This is a genomic window from Pleurocapsa minor HA4230-MV1, assembly GCA_019359095.1.
GTDB lineage: Bacteria > Cyanobacteriota > Cyanobacteriia > Cyanobacteriales > Xenococcaceae > Waterburya > Waterburya minor.
In genome coordinates this window covers 137,405-158,703 of sequence record JAHHHZ010000023.1, presented here as the reverse complement: position 1 = coordinate 158,703, position 21,299 = coordinate 137,405, and the positions used below count along the sequence as shown (strand labels likewise).

The 21,299-nt window shown below is 41.2% G+C and carries 25 protein-coding genes and 1 pseudogene; 13 read left to right on the top strand and 13 right to left on the bottom strand.

Features of this window, described 5'->3' with window-relative positions; all coding sequences use genetic code 11:
* The first annotated feature begins 283 nt into the window (after positions 1 to 283).
* The gene (locus tag KME09_15310; GenBank protein MBW4535302.1) at positions 284 to 1,267 is read left to right on the top strand and encodes a proline iminopeptidase-family hydrolase; all 984 of its coding nucleotides are present in this window, start codon (positions 284 to 286) and stop codon (positions 1,265 to 1,267) included.
* A 358-nt stretch (positions 1,268 to 1,625) separates the two neighbouring features.
* Here KME09_15310 and KME09_15305 read toward each other — a convergent pair whose 3' ends face one another.
* Positions 1,626 to 2,240 carry a TetR/AcrR family transcriptional regulator gene (locus tag KME09_15305; protein MBW4535301.1) on the bottom strand — a complete coding sequence of 205 codons (615 nt, stop codon included), beginning with the start codon at positions 2,238 to 2,240 and terminating at the stop codon, positions 1,626 to 1,628.
* A gap of 258 nt (positions 2,241 to 2,498) precedes the next feature.
* Here KME09_15305 and KME09_15300 point away from each other — a divergent pair.
* From KME09_15300 to KME09_15285, 4 genes and pseudogenes are all read left to right on the top strand, one after another.
* A pseudogene (locus tag KME09_15300) lies at positions 2,499 to 3,255 on the top strand (SDR family oxidoreductase).
* A 77-nt stretch (positions 3,256 to 3,332) separates the two neighbouring features.
* The gene (locus KME09_15295; GenBank protein MBW4535300.1) at positions 3,333 to 4,154 is read left to right on the top strand and encodes an SDR family oxidoreductase; all 822 of its coding nucleotides are present in this window, start codon (positions 3,333 to 3,335) and stop codon (positions 4,152 to 4,154) included.
* A gap of 134 nt (positions 4,155 to 4,288) precedes the next feature.
* Positions 4,289 to 4,675, top strand: a complete 387-nt coding sequence (locus KME09_15290) for a nuclear transport factor 2 family protein (GenBank protein ID MBW4535299.1) — start codon at positions 4,289 to 4,291, stop codon at positions 4,673 to 4,675.
* A gap of 224 nt (positions 4,676 to 4,899) precedes the next feature.
* Positions 4,900 to 5,280, top strand: a complete 381-nt coding sequence (locus KME09_15285) for a hypothetical protein (protein ID MBW4535298.1) — start codon at positions 4,900 to 4,902, stop codon at positions 5,278 to 5,280.
* A 705-nt stretch (positions 5,281 to 5,985) separates the two neighbouring features.
* Here the strand turns inward: KME09_15285 and KME09_15280 are convergent.
* The 4 genes from KME09_15280 to cofH form a co-directional block, all read right to left on the bottom strand.
* Positions 5,986 to 6,321 carry a hypothetical protein gene (locus KME09_15280; protein MBW4535297.1) on the bottom strand — a complete coding sequence of 112 codons (336 nt, stop codon included), beginning with the start codon at positions 6,319 to 6,321 and terminating at the stop codon, positions 5,986 to 5,988.
* 520 nt (positions 6,322 to 6,841) lie between these two features.
* Positions 6,842 to 7,012 carry a hypothetical protein gene (locus KME09_15275; GenBank protein MBW4535296.1) on the bottom strand — a complete coding sequence of 57 codons (171 nt, stop codon included), beginning with the start codon at positions 7,010 to 7,012 and terminating at the stop codon, positions 6,842 to 6,844.
* 69 nt (positions 7,013 to 7,081) lie between these two features.
* Entirely contained in the window at positions 7,082 to 7,429 is a 348-nt protein-coding gene (locus tag KME09_15270) for a type II toxin-antitoxin system HigB family toxin (GenBank protein MBW4535295.1), read from the bottom strand.
* Between the two features lie 86 nt (positions 7,430 to 7,515).
* Positions 7,516 to 8,664 carry a 7,8-didemethyl-8-hydroxy-5-deazariboflavin synthase subunit CofH gene (gene cofH, locus KME09_15265; GenBank protein MBW4535294.1) on the bottom strand — a complete coding sequence of 383 codons (1,149 nt, stop codon included), beginning with the start codon at positions 8,662 to 8,664 and terminating at the stop codon, positions 7,516 to 7,518.
* Positions 8,665 to 8,858: 194 nt separating this feature from the next.
* Between cofH and KME09_15260 the strand changes: the two genes are divergently transcribed.
* Entirely contained in the window at positions 8,859 to 9,398 is a 540-nt protein-coding gene (locus KME09_15260; GenBank protein ID MBW4535293.1) for a dual specificity protein phosphatase family protein, read from the top strand.
* 11 nt (positions 9,399 to 9,409) lie between these two features.
* Here the strand turns inward: KME09_15260 and KME09_15255 are convergent, their stop codons facing one another.
* From KME09_15255 to KME09_15240, 4 genes are all read right to left on the bottom strand, one after another.
* Positions 9,410 to 9,838 carry a c-type cytochrome gene (locus KME09_15255; GenBank protein MBW4535292.1) on the bottom strand — a complete coding sequence of 143 codons (429 nt, stop codon included), beginning with the start codon at positions 9,836 to 9,838 and terminating at the stop codon, positions 9,410 to 9,412.
* 45 nt (positions 9,839 to 9,883) lie between these two features.
* Positions 9,884 to 10,342 carry an HXXEE domain-containing protein gene (locus KME09_15250; GenBank protein ID MBW4535291.1) on the bottom strand — a complete coding sequence of 153 codons (459 nt, stop codon included), beginning with the start codon at positions 10,340 to 10,342 and terminating at the stop codon, positions 9,884 to 9,886.
* A 92-nt stretch (positions 10,343 to 10,434) separates the two neighbouring features.
* Positions 10,435 to 11,136, bottom strand: coding sequence for a ribose-5-phosphate isomerase RpiA (gene rpiA, locus KME09_15245; GenBank protein ID MBW4535290.1), 702 nt, complete (start codon positions 11,134 to 11,136; stop codon positions 10,435 to 10,437).
* Between the two features lie 243 nt (positions 11,137 to 11,379).
* Positions 11,380 to 11,841, bottom strand: a complete 462-nt coding sequence (locus KME09_15240) for an RNA-binding protein (protein MBW4535289.1) — start codon at positions 11,839 to 11,841, stop codon at positions 11,380 to 11,382.
* Positions 11,842 to 12,461: 620 nt separating this feature from the next.
* Between KME09_15240 and KME09_15235 the strand changes: the two genes are divergently transcribed.
* A complete protein-coding gene (locus KME09_15235) occupies positions 12,462 to 12,656 on the top strand; it encodes an NblA/ycf18 family protein (GenBank protein ID MBW4535288.1) in 195 nt (64 codons plus the stop codon).
* A gap of 333 nt (positions 12,657 to 12,989) precedes the next feature.
* Here the strand turns inward: KME09_15235 and KME09_15230 are convergent, their stop codons facing one another.
* Complete coding sequence (locus tag KME09_15230; GenBank protein MBW4535287.1) at positions 12,990 to 13,148, bottom strand: hypothetical protein; 159 nt, start codon at positions 13,146 to 13,148, stop codon at positions 12,990 to 12,992.
* Positions 13,149 to 13,227: 79 nt separating this feature from the next.
* Here KME09_15230 and KME09_15225 point away from each other — a divergent pair, with 79 nt between their 5' ends.
* Positions 13,228 to 14,565 carry a histidine phosphatase family protein gene (locus KME09_15225; protein MBW4535286.1) on the top strand — a complete coding sequence of 446 codons (1,338 nt, stop codon included), beginning with the start codon at positions 13,228 to 13,230 and terminating at the stop codon, positions 14,563 to 14,565.
* Between the two features lie 98 nt (positions 14,566 to 14,663).
* On the opposite strand, the gene KME09_15220 is transcribed toward KME09_15225, so the two are convergent.
* The 3 genes from KME09_15220 to KME09_15210 form a co-directional block, all read right to left on the bottom strand.
* Positions 14,664 to 15,215: a Uma2 family endonuclease gene (locus KME09_15220; GenBank protein ID MBW4535285.1), complete on the bottom strand. Its 552-nt coding sequence runs from the start codon at positions 15,213 to 15,215 to the stop codon at positions 14,664 to 14,666.
* Positions 15,216 to 15,422: 207 nt separating this feature from the next.
* On the bottom strand, positions 15,423 to 15,953 hold the full coding sequence (locus tag KME09_15215) for a DOMON-like domain-containing protein (protein MBW4535284.1): 531 nt from the start codon (positions 15,951 to 15,953) through the stop codon (positions 15,423 to 15,425).
* Positions 15,950 to 17,074, bottom strand: coding sequence for an aminoglycoside phosphotransferase family protein (locus KME09_15210; protein MBW4535283.1), 1,125 nt, complete (start codon positions 17,072 to 17,074; stop codon positions 15,950 to 15,952). Before KME09_15210 ends, KME09_15215 begins: the two co-directional genes overlap by 4 nt.
* A 264-nt stretch (positions 17,075 to 17,338) precedes the next feature.
* Here KME09_15210 and KME09_15205 point away from each other — a divergent pair, with 264 nt between their 5' ends.
* The 5 genes from KME09_15205 (at position 17,339) to KME09_15185 (ending at position 21,141) form a co-directional block, all read left to right on the top strand.
* Positions 17,339 to 18,343, top strand: coding sequence for a serine/threonine protein kinase (locus KME09_15205; GenBank protein MBW4535282.1), 1,005 nt, complete (start codon positions 17,339 to 17,341; stop codon positions 18,341 to 18,343).
* A 5-nt stretch (positions 18,344 to 18,348) separates the two neighbouring features.
* Positions 18,349 to 19,326 (top strand): hypothetical protein, encoded by a 978-nt coding sequence (locus KME09_15200; GenBank protein MBW4535281.1) that lies wholly within the window; start codon positions 18,349 to 18,351, stop codon positions 19,324 to 19,326.
* Positions 19,319 to 20,311: a hypothetical protein gene (locus KME09_15195; GenBank protein ID MBW4535280.1), complete on the top strand. Its 993-nt coding sequence runs from the start codon at positions 19,319 to 19,321 to the stop codon at positions 20,309 to 20,311. The genes KME09_15200 and KME09_15195 overlap by 8 nt, the downstream gene beginning before the upstream one ends.
* A gap of 138 nt (positions 20,312 to 20,449) precedes the next feature.
* Positions 20,450 to 20,686: a hypothetical protein gene (locus tag KME09_15190; protein ID MBW4535279.1), complete on the top strand. Its 237-nt coding sequence runs from the start codon at positions 20,450 to 20,452 to the stop codon at positions 20,684 to 20,686.
* A gap of 2 nt (positions 20,687 to 20,688) precedes the next feature.
* Positions 20,689 to 21,141 (top strand): type II toxin-antitoxin system VapC family toxin, encoded by a 453-nt coding sequence (locus tag KME09_15185; GenBank protein ID MBW4535278.1) that lies wholly within the window; start codon positions 20,689 to 20,691, stop codon positions 21,139 to 21,141.
* The last annotated feature ends 158 nt before the right edge of the window (positions 21,142 to 21,299 follow it).

The following is a 21,299-nucleotide window of genomic DNA, read 5'->3' as shown; positions in this document are numbered from 1 at the left end:
AAAAACTACTTCCAAATATCTGCTAAACTTACAAGTCGGTTTCTCTAGCTAAAGTCATCTGACGCAACAGTTTAAGCGATTCACTGGCATGACACCAAAGCAGGTGCGCCCTTCACCATCAGAATCTGAAAGCAGTCAAGTATTGAGACTCACCATAATTCGGATAGATAGAACATTACACAACTAGAAACTATGGAGTTCTTTCATAATAGTCATATTACATTAATATTAGAGGTCAAATCATGAACCAATTAGCAACTTTCTACTAACCGAGATATAAAATATGAACACCGATTTAGATGAACGCGGTTTGCTTCGCGAGTTTTCTGAGGTGAATCGCCACGATCTTCTCAGTGGTGGCGTGCAGATGATTCCTATCGAGACCCCAAAAGGAACATTCCGAGTCTGGACGAAGCGGATTGGCAATCATCCGACCATTAAAGTGCTGCTCCTGCACGGTGGCCCTGGCTTAACTCACGAGTATCTGGAGGCGTTCGATAATTACTTCCCCCAGGTTGGTTTTGAGTACTACTATTACGATCAACTCGGCTCTTACTACAGCGATCGCCCTGATGAGCCAGATCTCTGGGAACTACCTCGCTTTGTAGAAGAAGTTGAACAGGTACGCCAATTTCTGGGACTAGAGCAAGACAATTTCTATCTCTATGGACATTCCTGGGGTGGGATTCTGGCGATCGAGTATGCCCTGAAATATCAACAACACCTCAAAGGACTAATCATCTCCAATATGATGGCAAGTATCCCCGCTTACAACGAGTACGCCCAACAGGTGCTAATGCCAGCGATCGCACCAGAGGTTTTAGCTGAGATCGAGCAGATAGAAGCGCAGGCAGACTATGACAATCCACGCTACATGGAACTCTTGATTCCACACCACTATGTTCATCATGTGCTACGAATGCCATCTGAACAGTGGCCAGAGCCTTTAAACCGCGCCTTCAAACACCTTAATCAAGACATCTATGTACCGCTACAGGGGCCGAGCGAACTGGGTGTCAAGGGAAAGCTCTTAAACTGGGATCGGACTGCCGACTTAGCCAAGATCGCTGTGCCGATGCTGGTTATTGGCAGCCGACACGACACGATGAACCCCACACATCTGGAATGGATGGCAAAAACAGTTAGTCAGGGACGCTATCTTTTTTGTCCACAGGGCAGTCACTTGGCAATTTACGACGATCAGCAGGTTTATTTTGCAGGTCTGAGCCAATTTATTCAGGATATTGATGCAGGAATAGATGCCTAATCCTAACTTCAGGGATGCAAAGTTTTAGAGACCTTAAGTTAAGGAGAACTAACAATAGGGCAAATGCGACACGAAGTTAGTGCTAAAGCATAGCGCTACGCATATCCTTGAGGGCAAATAGATATCAGTAAAAAACGTCCTAACATTAGATTCTGTCGTATCCCCCAAATTGCCTTTACTGGTTAACGAATTTACACTGTTTTAGACTTCAGTTTAGTTCTAATTGCACCTGGTGACATGCTCGCTTCAATTATCCCTGTTAAGAGCGATAGATTAAACAAATCAAAATTAATAACTCAATTTCAAACCCCAAAAATTTGTGGTTGCCTGAATTCAAATAATAATTAAACCGATTTACCTAATTTAATATTGGGCAGGCTTGCAATGCCGTCTGAACAACTTGTAGGAGTTCCGTACGACTTGCTCCACTTGCTGCTTGCACCGACAGTCCAGCGTTGACCGTGAGCACAAAGCGGGCAAGGACAGCAGGGTCAGCATCGGGCAGCAAGTCCCCCTCTGATACCGCCCGCTCGAAGCGATCGCGGATAGCAATTACGGCTGCCGCTTGGCGTTCTGCCAATTCCTGATGGAGCGGATCGTCTGGATCTGCGCAGGCGAGCAGACTCTGTGTCAACAGACAACTGGACGGATTGCCTGGATTGGTCACTAAATCCACCGCACCCTGCATCATCCGCTCGATCGCTCTTTGGGCAGTTGGTTCCTCAAGGGCATCCTGATAGTACGTAGTGTGCCGATCGCGATAGCGATCGAGTGCCTTGCGGAATAAAGTTTCCTTATTGCCAAAAGCGGCATAAAGGCTCGGACGGTTAATGCCCATCGCCTCAGTCAGATCTGTGAGGGATGTACCCAAATAGCCCTTGCGCCAGAACAGCAGCAACGCCTGCTCTAAAGCGATGTCGATATTAAAAGTGCGAGGACGACCCTGCACACCATGAGACTTTCTCTTTTCCATACCGTTCAGTATAAAACTTTCTTGACAGTTTGATAAGTCCTGCGATAATATGTACCAATCGGTAAATAAGTCACTGATTTAGAAGTGATACATCCAAAAAAGTCCATCATGACGACAACATTGTCAGGCAAACTTGCTGAATGTTGGGCAACGATTACACCACCAATGAAATAATCATCTGGCGTGACTTACTACAAGTTGAGTCATCGGGGCATCACTTTTTTAGTCAACGCTCATTGAAATAGAAGGAGAAATAGAATGATACTTCAGGATAAAGTGGCGTTATTCACTGGAGGCACATTGGGAATTGGTAGAGCTACTGCGTTAGCGAAGCTTAACGAAGTTATCGCTTATGCTCAACAACAAGCAAAGGTGGTGGTGGTGGGTCGTCGAATGGATGAAGGTGAAGAAACTGTTCGATTGATTAAGGACGCTGGTGGAGAGGCGATTTTTGTGCAAGCAGATGTCACGAAAGGTTGATAAAGCGGTTGGCGTTTTTGGTCGGTTAGATATTGCCTTTAATAATGCAGGAACTGTCGGCGAAAACCCCTCATTGATCGATCAAACACAAGCGGAATACGAGGGCATGATGAACGTCAATGTCAAAGGCGTTTGGTTGTCGATGAAATATGAAATCGCTCAGATGTTGAAACAGGAAAGTGGTTCAATCGTCAATACGGCATCTGCGAATGGAGTCATTGCACTTCCTGGCGTACCTCTCTACACCGCGAGTAAACATGCGGTAGTAGGCTTAACAAAAGCTGCTGCGCTCCAATATGCCAAAGCGGGTATTCGCATCAATGTCGTTGCACCAGCAGTAATCGAAACAGATATGTTTGAAGCAGCTACAGGTGGGCAGGATGAAGCCAAAGCTTACATGACAGGACTTCACCCGATCGGACGAGTTGGAACACCGCTTGAAGTTGCAAATGCAGTCCTGTTTTTATCATCTGACCTGGCATCGTTCATAACAGGTGAAACATTGATGGTAGATGGTGGATATGTAGCGCAGTAGTCGATTGGCAGTGCGACACGTTGCGACCAAGTAGCGATCAACACCCACTTTTGTCAAGGGCGCGAGCCTCAAAATTGATGGCGGTTTTACCGCTTGAACAATCTGTAATCAAATTTGTAATCCCTAAACTCGACCAGGAGAACACGATGTCACAAAAACTCTCAGGCAAAGTCGCCCTCGTTACTGGTGGCACCAGCGGTATTGGGCTTGCCACTGCCAAGCAATTCGTTGTCGAAGGTGCGTATGTTTTTATCACGGGTCGTCGTCAGACGGAACTTGATGCGGCTGTAAACGAAATTGGTAAGAACGTGATGGGCGTTAAAAGCGATGTCTCAAATCTGGCAGACCTCGATCGTCTTTACGCCACGATCGAGCAAGAGCAAGGTCGCCTCGATGTCATCTTTGCGAATGCTGGCAGTGCAGAACTCATCCCGCTCGGATCGATCACCGAAGAACATTTTGACAAAACATTCAACACCAATGTCAAGGGTCTACTTTTCACTGTGCAGAAGGCACTGCCGCTGATACCAGAGGGCGCTGCCATCATCCTGAATGCCTCAACTGCTTCCATCAGGGGTACTCCAGCCTTCAGCGTTTATAGCGCCACCAAAGCTGCCGTGCGATCGTTTGCCCGCAACTGGATACTCGACCTCAAAGACCGCCAGATTAGAGTGAATGCGGTCAGCCCTGGTACCATTCCGACTCCTGGTTACAATCTCTTCGGACTCAGTGAAGAGCAGGTGAAAGAATTTGTGAAGAGCGATGTCAACAATATCCCATTGGGACGCGTTGGCACGCCTGATGAGATCGCCAAAGCGGTTGTCTTTCTTGCTTCAGATGACAGCAGCTTTGTAAACGGCATTGAGCTATTCGTCGATGGTGGCATGGCACAAATCTAAATGGGTGCTGTGTCCAGAGCAGCCACCTAACAATGCAGCAGACGGGTTAAAGCCGCTAGTGCTGCGTTCGAGTTTCTTTGCCCGCCGCTAATTTGAGCCGCTGGGAGTTTCGGTTAATGTGAGGTGTAGAACGAATGACAGATAAACTTGAGCAAAACAAACAGACGGTCACGGCATTTTATGACCTGATGTTCAATCAGTGTCAGCCCGCAAAAGCCGTCGAGAAATATGTCGGCGATGTGTACATCCAGCACAATCCAGCGGTGGCCGACGGGAAGCAGGCTTTCATCGAATATTTCGAGAGGATGGCGAAAGAATATCAGGGCAAGTGCGTCCAGTTTAAGCGCGTCTTCGCTGAAGGCGATTATGTAGTCTTGCATTGCTACCAACAATGGCCAAGCGACAATGACTGGGCGGGCATCGACATCTTCCGCCTGGATGATCAAGGTAAGATAGTCGAGCATTGGGACGTGTTACAGACCATCCCAGAAGCGTCGGCTAACGATAATACGATGTTTTGAATAGTTGAGTGCTGGTAGTGTGAAGGCCGTTTTGTACAACGGCACGGCCAAATAGTAGGCAGTGGAATTCAGATGTTACTAAGGCGATCGCAGCCATTTTATCAGTCGCATAATAACACCATAAAAATCTGACAAACTGTCCTAAGAATCTGAAAGAAACCGAGCATTAGAATTCATTACACTTTAACCCTATTCTGTCACTTTCCGAGAATTCAACTTCTTTTATGATGACAAACATTCAGGAAAAAAGAAGTAAGATGAAGAAGATTTTAGGCAACCTTTATGGATTAAGAACCTATGTAGAATATAGCTTTAGACAATGTAAACAAGAACTAGGATGGACTGATTACAGATTTACTAATTTTCAGGAGATTAACAAATGCTGGGAAATCATCATGAGTGCTTATTTAATGATTAGTTTAAGTACTCAACCTTTTTTATCTTTAAATTCATTGGCTCTTGTTAATTCTGACCGACCTAAAACAACTATTGATTTTGCTTCTCATCCACAATCGAATCATCAAACAGGATGGAAGAATGTCTTAAATAATTTTCGTTTAATTATTTATGCGAAGCGGTATCTCCAACTATGCGACTTGTCCTAAAGGATACTGCTCCGCATATGCCGCTTAGTTCGGTAGACAAGTCCTTTAGGACAACCTACCCTTCTGTTATGGTTGATTTTTCCCTGGCTAGAAATCTTTCCTAATTCTTATTTATTACTCGGACTTCATCGTTTAATTCATACTATGAATCAATTTCAACCCTTGCTTCTTTCTGGGTAATCTCTTTGATTTGTTACTAGTTAAACTCGGAGAGTGACATAAGAGGGATAAGTATTTGGCACAATGAATGAAGATTAAGTATGAAAAACTCGAAATGAATCAGTCTGAATTAAGTCCCCTGAAAAAGCGATCGCCCGTAAGCTGGATAAGATAAAGAACAAAGCAACTCAGCCTGGATATTTGAGAAAGTTGGTGGCGAACCTGCATTTGAGGATTGAGGCAGCTTTAGCTAGGGATGCGAATATGATGACTTGGCTGAATCGATTCTACCGATACGTTGTTCTACCCTCATAGGATTCCAAGGTAGATCATAGTTTATTAATACCCCACAGGTTTACAGGTTCAATCCTTCACTGGCAGATTCCGTACAGAGTAAGATTTTGATGTCTTCTTCTCGAAATTGACGTTTGATTTGTTCTTTTGGTACTGTTTGCCATTCTGAGGACAGGGGTGCGGAGGTTGCCTCCGCACCGTGAGATGTCCGTCCTGCTTGACATAATTCGCCCCCTCTTCCCGAATAACAAGCTACTTGAGAACCATATAGTCTGCTGTAAGTTTTCTCTCAGATAATCCATATAAGGTCATTAAAAAGCCCAAAGCCTTGCGGTTTTCTTTCTGAGCTAGTCTGTAAAAATGGCGAACATAATCACTTACAGCCTGGTATAAAGGAACTTCACGATTTGGTTCGAGAGCGATCGCATTATCACTAACTATTCTTCGGGGAATATCTCGGTCTAAGATACCCAACTTGTAATATTGCCTCAAGGTGTCGCGGGTATGGCGAAACATTAAATCTTTGAGGGGAGTATAGTCATTCCATAATTGCTCAAAACGATAGGCTTCTTCGTTAACTCTTTCCAAATCGCGATCGCCTTCCCAATCACAATAAACATGAAACGACTCGACATTATCCGACCAACCACTAAAAGCAAGGCGATCGCCTTTGCTATCAGTGAAAATTCCTACTTTCTCGTGAAAGATATGCTGCAGATCGAACAGGCGCTCGCTATAGTTCGGCTGGATTTCAGCGTATAGCAGCAGTAGCAGCAGCCCTCAATATTAATATTCAAGAGACTCATATTTTGCTGCAATCTTGAATTTACATATTTTGTAAAAATAAAAGGATTCCCTCTGGTCACGAAGTTTATGCTTTAAGACAAGGGTATAACATTCTTTAGGGTAACCTCAAATCGCCTAATTAAATTGCATTGTTATTTTTGATTTTTTAAATCGCAGTCATAACTTACTGTGATGACCAATTACCCTGGATTAATTTAGTTCTTAGCGATCGCTTTTGAAGACAAATTAAACTTGACATTCAAGACAATCGCTTTAGGACAAAGGTAGTTCTGTTTACCTTTTCGGCGACCATTCTTGACTATTATTTTTGATTCCCATTCAGGACATTGCATAATTTATGGTGTTTATCATATTCCGTTAGCAGAACATTAAGCCTTTCTTCCGCTTCGTCGTATTCTTGCTCATTGCTAATTGTTAAATAAGGCGCGATCGCTTTCCATTGTCGTTTTAATTCTGGTGCAATAGTAGTCATAATTTCCAATTATCCTTCTTGGTGCGCATTCCCTTGCGTCTTTCGCCGTCCTAAAGGATTCCTAAAGGATTAGCTCCTTCGTCCTAAAGGATACCGCTCCGCATATCGCGTCACCGCTTCGCATAACGCGGGGTCGCACCGCTTGTCGTATTCAGCGTGAGTTAATATATGACGAATGTAGACTTTGTGGCGATTAAAGTGGATAGCAGCAATTAACCTATATTTGTTTCCTCCAATATTAAAGACGGTTAATTTGCGAGACAGTCCGTTGGGCGGGTTTCCCGACTTGAAGGAACTGTCGAGGGTGCCAACTAAATCGGCATTGGGAAAAGTTGCTCTAAGTTGAGTAAGACTATCAAAGTTATTCCTTGTAAAGATGCTCTGGCATGAGTATTCAAGTGGAAGTAAAACAAACAGCCCAGTAACGGCGTTCTATCGGGGACATTTAGGTGTCTAGAGTCGAGTCTAAATGGGAATCCCGACAGCACATGCCGATGGGAGGTTCAGAAATACTTATACTCAGTAGTTCTTTGTCGATCTGGACGATTTAAATCGGCGATCGCCTGACGTAATGTAGCCACGCTCATGTTAGTTCCTCCCTGCGCTCCCGCCATCGAGGTAATGTGTTCTTCCATCAAAGTTCCACCAATATCGTTACAACCACAGTTTAAGGCTTGTTTTGCCCCAGATAAGCCGATTTTGACCCAGCTTGGTTGATGATTAACAATCCAGTTTCCCAAAAAAATACGAGCAACAGCTGTCAAATGCAATACTTCTGCTACATCAGGCTGATCTCTACCAACGCGCTTACGAATTGGAGCAGGTGCTTCTTGCCCAACAAAAGGTAAAATAATAAACTCGGTAATTTTAGCAGGATAATGATTGGCTACGGCAGTTTGTTGCAGCGATCGCAATTTAGCCAGATGTTCAATTTGCTCCTGATGAGTCTCAATATGTCCCGATAGCATTGTACTAGTGGTATTGATACCCAAGCGATGAGCCAAGCCAACAATTTCTAACCAGGTGGCGCTGTTGATTTTTTCAGGACAAATAATCTTTCTGACGCGATCGTCTAATACTTCGGCTGCTGTCCCTGGCATTGAGCCTAACCCAGCTTCTTTTAGAGCTAACAGTACTTGTTCGTAGCTAAGACCATCTTCTCGGGCAATAAATTGGATTTCCTGGGGTGAAAAAGCATGAAGATGAAGTTGAGGAAAGTTCGTCTTAATTTCTCTGATTAAATTTAGGTAAAAAGCTAGAGATGCACCATCGATTTTTGCTTGAGGATTTAAACCCCCCTGCATACAAATTTCCGTTGCGCCAATTGCCACGGCTTCAGTTGCTTTAGCAATTATTTGCGCATTATCAAGCCAAAAAGAGCCTGCTTCATCGGCATCACGACGAAAAGCACAAAAACTACAGTGTTGCTCACAGATATTAGTGAAATTAATATTACGGTTAATCACGTAGGTTACGGTATCGCCTACCTGCTTCTGACGAAGACGATCTGCGGTTTGGGCAATATTCAATCTAATTGATGGATCTTGTTGTTGAATTAGAGAAATTCCGTCTTCGATTGAAATATCTATTCCCTTGGCTGCCTGGTCTAAAATATCTGTAACTGTAATGGCATCTTTTGCTTGATCGATCACGTTTGATAATTAGTAAGATTTAAAGATATTATTTTTCCCTATGGTTATTATATGATTCTCAAGGCTAGAGTATGTATAGCCGTACAAAATTAGCGATAGACAATTGGGGTGATTAGCTCGTAGGTAGTAGGTAGTCCTAAAGGATACCGCTTCGCATATAGGTAGTAAAAAACGTCCTAACATTGTCTAGTATGCTGTATAAATTTGCCCCTGCCACTCGTCAAGAATCGATAATCTTTGGTGCTGCAAGACCTAGATATACACAAAAGTCAATTGCGCAATGGATTAAGTTCATGCGACAACAGGAAATTGGTAGAGTTTGCTGTCTGTTGGAGAGTAAGCAACTTGCTCGTTATCCGATCAATTTATTAGAAACCTATAGACAAGAATTTGCTGCTAAATATGTATTGTGGCAACCAATTAAAGATTTTCAAATTCCTCCCGCAGAAATATTGATCGATCGCATTATTCCTTTTTTGATTTCCGCAGAGCAAAATCAGCAAAAAACTGTAGTTCATTGTTCTGGTGGAGTTGGCAGGACTGGAATAGTTTTAGCTAGTTGGTTAGTCAGTCAGCGCGGATATTCAAATCAAGAGGCTATTTCTACTGTTCAACAAAACCAACGAAACCCCAAAGAAGCAATAATTGCAGCCTGGTTTAGATTAAAAAATCCTGTTCGAGTTGAACAACAATTGGATAATCTTCTCAACAATTGTCGTCATGCTTTTGGCTAATTTCAGGTTATTTACTGCCAATTTTTTGCTGCTTGTTGCAATACATAGGCACTGACATCTGCTATTTCTTGCTGACTAAGTTTATCACCATAGGCTGACATTAGACCTTTGCCATTAGTCACAATATTAGCGATCGCCTCTTCGTTATCTACCTTATATTTATGTAGGGCTTTAGACTTAAGGTTTTTACCCCGTCGCACAATATTTCCCCCATTTATATGACAGCCAGCACAGTTAGCTTCAAACACTACTGCGCCACTATCAAAATTACTTATAGTCTCAGCATGGACAGGAGAAATAGATAAAGTGTATGAGACCAAAAAAATGGTGACAAAAGCAATAAATTTCAACAAAATAATTCTCTCTTTTCTAGAATAGTTTATTGTCCACCAAATATATCGTGCAAAATTATTGTGGTGGGCATTAAGGAAATTGTTCATTGCACTTTATAAATCCTGATTATGCCCATCCTACCCAATTGATTTTTAAAGATTTTGGGACTCTTGAGCAACAATCCAGAATAACCAGATCGATATCCCTAAACCGATCGCACCACTAATTAAGAATTCAGGTAAATTAAACAGATGATAGGTATTGCTTAAAGCATAAACCCAAATGCTAAGAGGCAAAAGCAAAAAGAGTCCTGTCCAACTGCCTGGTCGCATCTTATGTGTCTGCCAACTCAATCCTAAATGATCTAACAGTGGATGGGTCAGCCCCACCGCTGGCAAAATACCGCCCATGAGCGACCATCGCCAGCCAATTGTTGCTAAACCAATGGAAAAAATGAAAACAGGCAGGTTTTCCAGGAAAAGAGCGCGATTAAAGACCACTGAGCGCCAATTCGGTTTAGCCTTTTGATATTCGGGTAGCCATGCTTCATCAATCGTATGGATGATTAGAGCAAATGCTAATGACCAGATTGCTAAATCTTTAATATCCATAATCACTTTTAAGAAATTAAATTGATTCAATCAATAATCATTAAAGCGATCGCCTTTCTTTTAAGTTTCTCTTTAAATGTCTGTTTTATTCACTAAAACTCACGAATTACGGTTTTACCATCCTTAACCTCACCCACCATAATAATATCTGCTACTCCTACAAATAAACCATTTTCTAGAACTCCAGGCAGATTATTAATTTCTTTTTCCATTGTCCCAGGATCTTGAATATGGTCAAATTTAACATCAATCACTAGATTACCCTGATCTGTAACTACAGGGCCCGCTTTTTTGACTCCCATTCTTAACTCTGGCTTCCCTCCTAATTTCTCTAAACTCCTCATCACGGGGGCAACTGCCATAGGAATAACTTCGACTGGCAACAGGAATGTTGAACCCAATTTGTCAACTAATTTACCGCCGTCTACCACGACAATAAACTCTTTAGCTAAAGAATCGACAACTTTTTCTCTCGTGTGGGCTGCACCACCACCTTTAATCAGGTTTTTTTGTGGATCGACTTCATCAGCACCATCGATCGCAATATCGATATGATCGATCGCATCAAGCGTAACTAGGGGAATTTTAAATTGTTTGGCTAATACTTCTGCCTGAAACGAAGTAGGAACACCCTGAATATTTTTGATTTCTCCTTTAGCAAGGCGATCGCCGATATACTCGATAGCATAGGCGGCAGTAGAACCCGATCCTAATCCCACAATTGAGTCAGACTTGACTCGCGCTGCGGCTGCTCTACCTACTTCTTGCTTCATCGTTGTGACAGGATCGCTCATGAATTTAATTTCCTTATCTATATATTGATTATTTAATCTGGAGTTTATTTTCTCAGATATTCGTCCCAAAGCCTAAAAAAAGAATGATTCACAGCTTAACAACTTGCTCCCCAAAAATAACGGTGACAATCACCCTAAGTTTCCTTCTGAGTTATCGTCACCGCTATTGATCAAGTTAAATTACTGCTCTTGCTTCACTCGAAATAATTGAGCTTTGCTGGGATATATCTCTATCAATCAGCATTAGTTATTGGCTGCTGCTAACATTTCTTTTAGCTTGGCTAGTTCGTCTGCCCAACGGGGATCTGGCTGAATAGTTCCCTGTTGCTGCTTTTGAGTAGTACTGGGTTTTTTACCACTACTACGTTTGCTAGCAGTTTTGCGCTTAGGTGCATCAGCATTGTTACTACTGCTATTATTAGCTTCGGGTGCAGCTTCACCATCTTCGCCCTTAGAACGAGGCAAAGCTTTTTCGATTTTGATGGGATTATCCATAAAAGACTGACCGTTATATTTTTCGATAAACTGATCGGCTAATTCATCGGTAGGAACGGTAACAAAGGCAAAGCCACGACACTTACCTGTTTTACGATCTTTGATTACTTTAGTTGAAACTTGCTCTCCTTCATCAGCAAACATTGCTGCTAAGGTATCGCGTTCAATTTCCTCTTTGGGCAAATTACCCACATATAAACGAATAGACATAAAACTATAGTCTCCCAAGCTGATTGAATTCCAAAAATGTGTGCAGAGCGAACGCTTTTTTAAAGGCAATTAAGCCAATATATAAATTAATTATCGAAAAGGTTGTTTATCAATGGATTTTTTCGTAGACCAAATCAAGTTTATTTTGTGCCAGACATTAATTATATAAGACAACTTTTTTAAAGGTCTTAATTCAGCAAAGCTAACACTGACGATGATTTAGTTATATAACCTAATCTTACTATTAATTATTGCCATAGTAGTTTAATCAAAGTCCAAGGCAAATTTTACCCCAAAACGACGTAATAATCTTTGAGCGCAATTTGTCGATGAAAACAGCGCCAGCTAATCAAAATTATAAGTTGAATTTAATGCCAAAATTTTGCACCTTAGCTAAATTATTACAGAATGTTTACGTTATTAACCAATTTATTCAATTTATTTACGTTTCTTCCCCTAAATTTCTGTCTTCAGAGAGAGCTGAGATTTAGCTTGATAGTTGACAATCAAATATATTAGTCAATATAACTAAGGAAAGTATTTGTCAAGTTAAAGTAATAATAGCTTACATTAAACAAGGCAAATCGATTACCAATTTCAAACTCAGGAGTGTGGTTTATATGTCAGATTCAATTAAGCTGTCTTTAGAGCAGAAATTTAATATTCGCTCTTTCGAGACTCAAGTAAGATCGATGAGTCACGAGCAGGCTCAAGATTTTTTAGTCAAACTTTACGAGCAAATGATCGTCAAGGATAATATGTATAAAGATTTCATTCGTCATCAGTGGGGGCTAGATTCTCCTCCCAGTATTTAAATATTGAGGAAAACTTCTTGGTTAAGCCTCCTTCTCTTGCTAAGTTTCAGTAAAGTAGCTGGGGATGTTGGGGTCAAAACTCAAGAACAAATCAAAAAATTAAGATTATGGCAAAGGTTAAACTTTTTTTTGCTATTTAGCTTGTATGTTTCCAAGCTGTCTAATCTGTAAGAATTTTACCGACGCTTTATCTCCATAAGTCAACTGCGTACATAACTTGGCTCAAAGTAGTCTTAAAAGATAGTTGGCGATCGCCACTGATTATCCCAACAGTCTTGTGCAGTGGACAGTTCGTAGCTTTGTTAATGACATGATTGTGTAGTAGCTGGTTTTTCATTCTGTTATTTTCGCCACAAAAACGATTTGAGAAGCAGTCAGCAGCCGAGTTTTTATCTTTTGTTTTCCTGGTAATTTTTCGTCATCATCAAGTACACTAGCAGGGTAAACAAGATTGAGCGACATTGCTTGAGCCGAGTGCTTTGCAAGTTTCATGCTCGGTTCTGAGGGGAGAGAAAGTGACCGCAATGTCCTTGCCCTACCCGACTTATTAACTTATGGAGAGGATAAGAGGTTGGCTACTCGCGTAATTATCGTTCGTCATGGACAAAGTACTTATAATGCCCAAAAGATCATTCAGGGTCGTTGTGATAAGTCAATCTTGACCGACAAAGGAATTAGCGATGCTCAACAGGTAGGAAAGGCTTTGAGCGGTCTTAAAATTGATGCTTTCTATTGCAGTCCTCTACAGCGTGCCAAACAGACAGCCGAGATAATTCATCAGTGTTTGCCTAACCCTCCAGCTTTAGAACCGACTGAGCAATTACTGGAGATCGATCTATCTTTGTGGTCGGAGATGAAAAAAGACGAAGTAATCTCTAAGTTTAGTGCTGATTATCGGCAGTGGAAAACAAATCCTCAAGACTTTAAGATGATTGTTGAAGGGCAAGACTATTATCCTGTACGCTCTTTATATCAACAGGCACAAGAGTTTTGGCAACAGGCGATCGCCAAACACCAAGATCAAACTATTTTAATTACTGCCCATAATGGCATCAATCGCTGTCTAATTATGAGTGCCATTGGCATCAGTATGAATCGCTACCATGAACTTCAACAGTCCAACTGCTGTATTAATATTCTGAACTTTCCAGGTAAATTTGGCGAACCAGTACAACTGGAATCTTTAAACCAAACTTCCCATGTCGGGATGACTCTTCCTCCCGTGCGTCCAAATCATTCAGGGTTGCGTTTACTCTTGGTACGTCATGGTGAAACCGACTGGAATAAAGAATCCCGTTTTCAGGGGATCAAAGATATTCCCTTAAACGATCACGGGCGATCGCAAGGACGTAAAGCGAGTATCTTTTTACAAGATATCCCCATCGACTTTGCCGTTTCTAGTCCGATGATGCGTCCCAAAGAAACTGCTGAAATTATTCTCGAACACCATGATGGTGTCGAATTAACCACTACTCCTGAACTAATCGAAATTGGTCATGGCTTATGGGAAGGAATGCTGGAGACCGAAATTAAAGTCAAATATCCCGAACTGCTTCAACAGTGGAAAGATAAGCCTGAAACCGTCCAAATGCCTGAAGGAGAAAACCTACAGCAAGTCTGGGATCGAGGTGTTGCTGCCTGGAATAAAATCGTGGCAGACTACAGCAACACAGACACACCAACAACAGGACTGGTGGTGGCTCATGATGCCATTAATAAAGTGATTCTTTGCTATCTTCTTGGTCTCAAACCCAGCAACTTCTGGAATATCAAACAGGGTAATTGTGCTGTCAGTGTGATTGATTATCCTCAAGGGAGATTGGGTAAACCTGTAATGCAAGCGATTAATCTTACTAGCCACCTAGGGGATGGCAGTATTATCGACAAGACAGCCGCAGGAGCATTATAAATAATTGGGTTGAGATTTTAGGGCGATTGAGAGTTGGTCAAGGGCTAATAGCTGAGAGCTAAAAGCTAAAAGCTTTTTTGGTAATCCAGGCGATCGCTTTAATTACTTATGATTGAGTTAATGGTAATAGAGATATCAGGGAATGCCACAGAACAAATAGTACCCTCGCTATAAGTTGATTTTGCTAGATATTCACAATCTTGAGGTTGCCGAAAGACAATCAACTGTCTTTTTTTCAGGTTAACCACCCAATACTCTTGAACACCTGCTGCTGCATAAATTTTAGTCTTTAGATTTAAGTCCTTGTCTAAACTGGAATTAGAGTACTCAATTAGCCAAAAAATATTCTCAGGATAGGGGTGATGAGCTAAATATTCTCGTCCTAACTTTTGCACGATCGCAATATCAGGTTCAGGTTCACTGTTGTCATACAAAGTAATCGGTTTGCCTGAACGGACTGTAGCTTTGCTCTTTAACAATTCTCGTAAGTATTCTTCCGCCTCACTACTAAAATAAGCATGAGCTTCACCTTCGGGGGACATTTCGACTATTTCTCCTCTAAGCAACTCTACCTGACGATTATCTAGTAATCCTGCTTGAATCATCGAATGATATTCATCAATTGTCCATTTTGCTAGAGTTACAGTCATGAAGAACTGATTATGTGTAAGGATTTAATATCTGTAATTTTAGCGCCTGAATATTTTACATGAAATATTTTAATGTTTGCTATGGATGGGGAAGTAGGGAAGTAGGGAAATAGGGAAAATCAATTTGTATCATTATTTTTTGTATTTCATATTAATTGATCAATTAGAGAAATCACGGTAAAAATATTTGAGAAACTTACACCACGCTTAAAGTTTGAGAAGATAGCTATTTCTTAGATGAAAATCGGCTTCTTCGGCTGGATGGGTTAATGCCCAGTAACTTATTTGACTTTCTCGATCTTCGATAACTGTAGTAATACCAACTTCTAAACTTTGTTCGGGAGCAATAATTTTATCGAGATTAACTTGTAATTTAAGCTGTAAAGTATCATTCTCTAGCAACACCTGGAAAGGTAAAGAATCAAAGGCTATTTCTTCCACCAGATCTTGTCGATAGTCGAGAAAACGATAAATATTCCAATGTCCTGCGGGAGAAAGATTGAATTCCCAATATTGGGTTGAGTCTTGCAAGCCTAAAAAAAATTCACAGCAGGTATGTTGCCATAGATTAAATTGGCGAGTCGGCTTATTAGAAGTTTCGGGGATCAGAATTTGCGATCGCCCTGCTAATGTATATTCAATATTTAACTGGTTGTGCTGACGCTCAATATTACCCGTAATCTGAACCGAAGGTGCAGTATCTGGAGTAAAAGGGATCAAAGAAAAGCTAGATTTCATATCATTTCAGCGATGATCTGCTCAATTGTCTCCTGCTGACTTTCAATGCTTTCAGTCAGTTTAAACTGTACTAAAGCTCTAGCTAGATTGTGTTTGGCATGATTAGCGTTAAAGTAAACATTCCCTTCTAGATGATCGGTAAAAAATCTCAGTCCTAATTCAAACGCCAGTAAGCGAATCGAGTCATAAATGTAGTGATAGTCCTCTGGGGTTAAAAAGTCCCGTGCTACCTCTAAATAGCCCTTGAGGATAGCTTGAGCAAGTTTTGGTTCAAACTTGACCTCTTGCCAGTTACTAGTTTCTTCCCCCAAAGAATTGCAGCCCGATCGCAAACAATCACCAATGTCATAATGAATTAAACCTGGCTTAACTGTATCGAGATCGATCATCGCCACTGCTTCTTTAGTGGAGCAGTCAATCATAATATTATTAATTTTAGGATCGCCGTGAATCGTTCTTAAGCGAAGTTTTCCTTTGGCTTTAGCATTTTCTAAAATATAAGGTAAGTTAGGGCGATCGCGAATAAACTGAAGACAGTAGTTAACTTCAGGGGAATAGTTAATCTGCACCTTCTCTCTCACCTGATGGTAATGTTTGAGGTATCCAGGGGTAATATGAAATCCTGCTAGAGTATCTGCTAGTTGTTCTGTCGGCAAATTAGTCAGTAGACGGTGAAACATACCCAAGCCATAACCAATTTCCTGAGCGTGGTGTAAATCTTGAATCGTATCAAAGGACTGGGAATTATCGATAAAGCTGATCCCCCGCCAGAAAGTACCATCTTCTGCTACGTAGTGATTTTGATTTTGATTCGTAAATAGCACCCTTGGTATTAGCCAACGACGCTGAGAAGAGAAATTATTTTGCTCTAGCTTTTGATGAACGTAATCCGATAAAATACAGATATTATTCATAACTAATTCTGGTTGACAAAATACGACAGTATTAAGACGCTGCAGAATAAAGGGCGGTTGAAGCTTTAAAGTAACTAAAAAGGTACTATTAATATTGCCACTACCATGTTGCTGAATGTCGGTAATTTGCGCGTCTGGTTCAAATTGATGGGCAATTTCAACTAGTTTGTCAAGGCTTTGTTTAATTGTCTCAGGCCGATCTGTCATATCCTCCTCAAATACTTCTACAGGCGTAGTTTATGCTATTAAGATACCCTCCACAATTAGAACATTTTAATGGTTGAAGTCATCTAGATTCTGATTTTCGCGCAAATTAAATAATGTAAGTATTTACACTGATCTAAACTAATCAAAAAACTAACAGGATACAGATTAAAATTATTAGAGATTATTTGGCAGCATATAGGGTAACAAATTTAAACTTAAAATATGGGCAAATTCATAGGTAAGAGTTGTTAAGGAGTTTAGTTCATGGGAAAATTTACCAGGGTTAACGGCATATTGAGTCCTGGTGCTTGTTTGGCTAGTGGGGAGTATCGGATTAAACAACCTCTCGGTCAAGGTGGTTTTGGGATTACTTATCAGGGTATCGATACTAGATTAAATAGAGCTGTAGCAGTCAAAGAGTTTTTTCCTGAAGGTTGTTGGCGAGAAGGTTCAACCGTAGTATCTGCGGGTCGTTGGAATTTAGACACCTATAGCAACGCCAAACAAAAATTTTTACTTGAAGGTCAAACCCTCGGTCAGTTTCATCACCCTGGAATTGTCCAAGTTTTCTATTATTTTGAAGAAAACAACACTGCCTACATGGTCATGGAGTACCTTCAAGGTCAAACCCTGGCAGAATTCCTCAAGCAAAGAAAAGGTAAGCTGTCAGAGGCTAAGGCTTTGGAGTATATTGCTAAAGTAGGGGAAGCATTAGAAATCCTGCATCAAGCTCAGTTTCTCCATCGAGATATCAAGCCAGAGAATATTATGTTGGCAGATGATGGTCGGGTAGTTTTGATTGATTTTGGGGCAGCACGAGATTTTACCACTTCTTCTACCGCGAGATATACGACCATGTTGACTCCTGGCTATGCTCCGCTGGAACAATATGGGCGATCGCTGAAATATGGGGCATTTACCGATATTTATGCTTTAGGCTCAACTCTGTATCATTTATTGACAGGGGAAGCACCGATCTCCGCCATCGAGAGAGCAGCAGGAGTAGAATTAAAAACCGTTAAAGAAATTGCGCCTCATGTTAGTCTGGGTGTAAGTAAGGCGATCGCTAAAGCGATGTCCATGGATGTAACTCAGCGGATACAGTCGGTGCGGGAATTTTTTGATCTACTGTTTAAAGATGCTAGTCAATTATCGTCTCTAACTAAATCCAAAAGCTTTTATAGCTCTAATCAAGATGTTTGGGGAGTTTTTGGTCAAGGAACTGCTTCCCAACGTCCTAACGATTCCCAGCAAACTAAATGGTTTTAAATAATATGCAGCTCGACGAAATCAAGATTACCATGTTAGGTACTACGGGAGCAGGTAAAACTAGTTATTTGCTCGGTATGTATGCCGTAATGCAAACAGGAATCCAAGGATTTACTCTGGCTGCCAAGGATATGGACTTAGATTTAGAGTTAACCCAGAGGTGGGAAAAACTAATTTCTCTTAAGGGAGAAGACCGCTGGCCAACACCTAATGCCGCAGCAATGGAGTATTATGGTTTTGACTTTAGCTATGGCTTTCGACCGTTAATGGGGTTTCAGTGGCTCGATTATCGCGGTTTAGCTCTAAGCGATCGCTCGACCGAACAAGATGTTGCCGATCTAATACTATATCTACAAGAATCTGCTTGCTTATTTCTCTGTATTTCAGGGGAATACCTCACTAGCGAGCTGACTCCCAATACCGTGCGACAAATCAAAAGCGATCGCATGAACCAATTTATTCAGCAATACATTAGCAATAATAAGCAGCCCAATCCGCAACAACCATTCCCTGTGGCGATCGTGATTACCAAATATGACCTTTGCCACCATCGAGAGCGAGAAGAGATCATTGCTGATGTCAAAAAGCTGTTTCAAGCATTATTTACCCCCAACTCTGGCTGGCTAGTGATGATTTGTCCCGTAAGTTTAGGACGAGATCTCGGCGACGATCCCGATCACGCTAAAATTGTGCCAGTAAATGTGCATCTTCCTGTGGTTTTTGCTGTTTATTCCCAGCTACGAGCCTATGGTTTAAAGCTCAAGGGCGATCGCGATCGCCAAATCCTCGAAGTAGACGTAGCCAGGCAAAAGAATGCACTGTGGCAAATAATTAGAGCGAATCAACTGAGGGAACAAACTACTCAGCTAGAAACCACTAAAACCGAAATCATGGCGGTAGAAGAAAATATGAAGTTGCTTTGCCGAGAATTACAGCAAGCTTCTCTCTACTTCAATGGTAGTGAGGTGACAGCAGATGTCTAAATGGGCGGCAATTGTTTATGGACGCACCTATCATTTAGATTTTCGCTTGATTACCATACCTCACGACTTTACCCAACCAGATCTAGATTGGGCATCACAGCATATCGTCGCTACTACTCAGCGAGCGCGCAACCTGGTTGGTTCTCCTCGTTGGTCGTTATTTAAAAATAATAATTACTGTATTGTTGGTGTTACCTGCACGGTCAAAGATTTAATTGGCGATCGCGTCAGGGATGATCAAGGTAGACCTTTATACGTATTTGTCGGTTATGTGACGCAGCTAACAAAAAACCAAGCAATCCAGAATTTACCTCCTTATGCCGAAAACTGCCTAGATAACTTTAACATTCTCTATCAAGAAATCGAGCAAGTTTGGCTGGTGAAAAACTATGAACTAAATAGCACCTATCCCTCCCTCAGTCAGTATTGCTCCGTTAACTTCGATTATTCGGCGATCGCTCCTTCCACTCAGGAACTTCCTCAATTAAACCAACACTCCCAGCGTCCCGATCAAATATACCTGTGGCAGAGTTCGACCCAACAAAATAGCTTGTTGTGGGAAGTATCAGCTCAATCTTCAGCAAATATTGCTACTTGTCTAAACATTCAAGGTAAAGCTTTAAATAATAGTCCTTTTCTCAATCAATCTACAACTCAAACAGAGCAGTTTAAAATATTAGACAGGGGGACGACTCAGGGCAAATATCACGCCTTGGATGCAGACAACTCTAATCATGTTGATGCTCCCCAAAATACATCACTTTCCCAAAAAATTTCCGCTCGCGCCAAAGAAGATCTCGATCTTACTCTACAGCAGGCTAATAAAATGGCGATCGCTGGTCAAGAGTTAATTAACCATCTCGCTGATTGGAATCATGCTAATGAAACCAAACTACAAGAGTTAGATCGCGCAGCAAACGAGCCTGAATTTGGCTTTAAAAAAAAGAAGTCGGATTCTCATAAAAGTGAACAAGATTGGTTTTAGATAAGCTATAAGCTTTTAGTTAAACACCGATGCATGGGCGAACTTTCTTCGGTGGAAGCTAGATTTTTATGCTGAAGATGGCTGTTTGGATAGCGGGACACATATTATTAGAGTACGAAGATTATTTTTAGCGAAAAAATGAATAGCGAACAATTATTAATCAATAAGTGGCGCGATCTAAACTCTGTACAGCAACAGTTCGTTTTAGATTTTGTTGATTTTATCGCCCAAAAATCACTCATAGAGAATCAATCCCAAGGAGTCGTGTCCTCACGAGTCAAACAGTGGATGGATTGGGCTTCGGATAATCCCGATGATAGCCCTGGACTACCCGATGAAGCGTTAAGTCGCGATAGTATCTATAACGAAGATTGATTGTGACTAAATACTTACTCGATACCAATATTTTATTAAGAGCAAGCGATCGTATTTCACCGCGCTATAGTTTAGCGGTCAATTCCGTAGCCAGTTTGATTGCTCAAGGACATGAATGCGTCATTACACCCCAAGTTTTGATTGAATTTTGGGTGGTTGCGACCCGTCCGATAGACGTAAATGGACTGGGATGGAGTGTCGAACGAACAGAGTCTAAAATTAATCAACTCATAAGTCAATTTACGTTAGTTGAAGAAACAAAGGCGATTTTTCCACGATGGTTAGATCTAGCCACCAAATATCAAATTAAAGGAAAAAGAACCCATGATGCGCGATTAATGGCAACAGCGATCGCATTTTCAATCACACATATATTAACTTTTAACCCTAAAGACTTTACTAAAATTAAAGAGATTACAATTGTTCATCCAGACGACATCGAACCAACAACATGATTAATCAACAATTTTCCTACACAGTGACCTCAATACTCTAATGAAAGAAAAACTTTATACATTTGATAAACTCAGCATTTCAGCTTAGACGCGCTACTACAATTTAATTTTATCTCTACAGTTATTTTTGCAACTTGGTATTACTAATGAATTGTGAT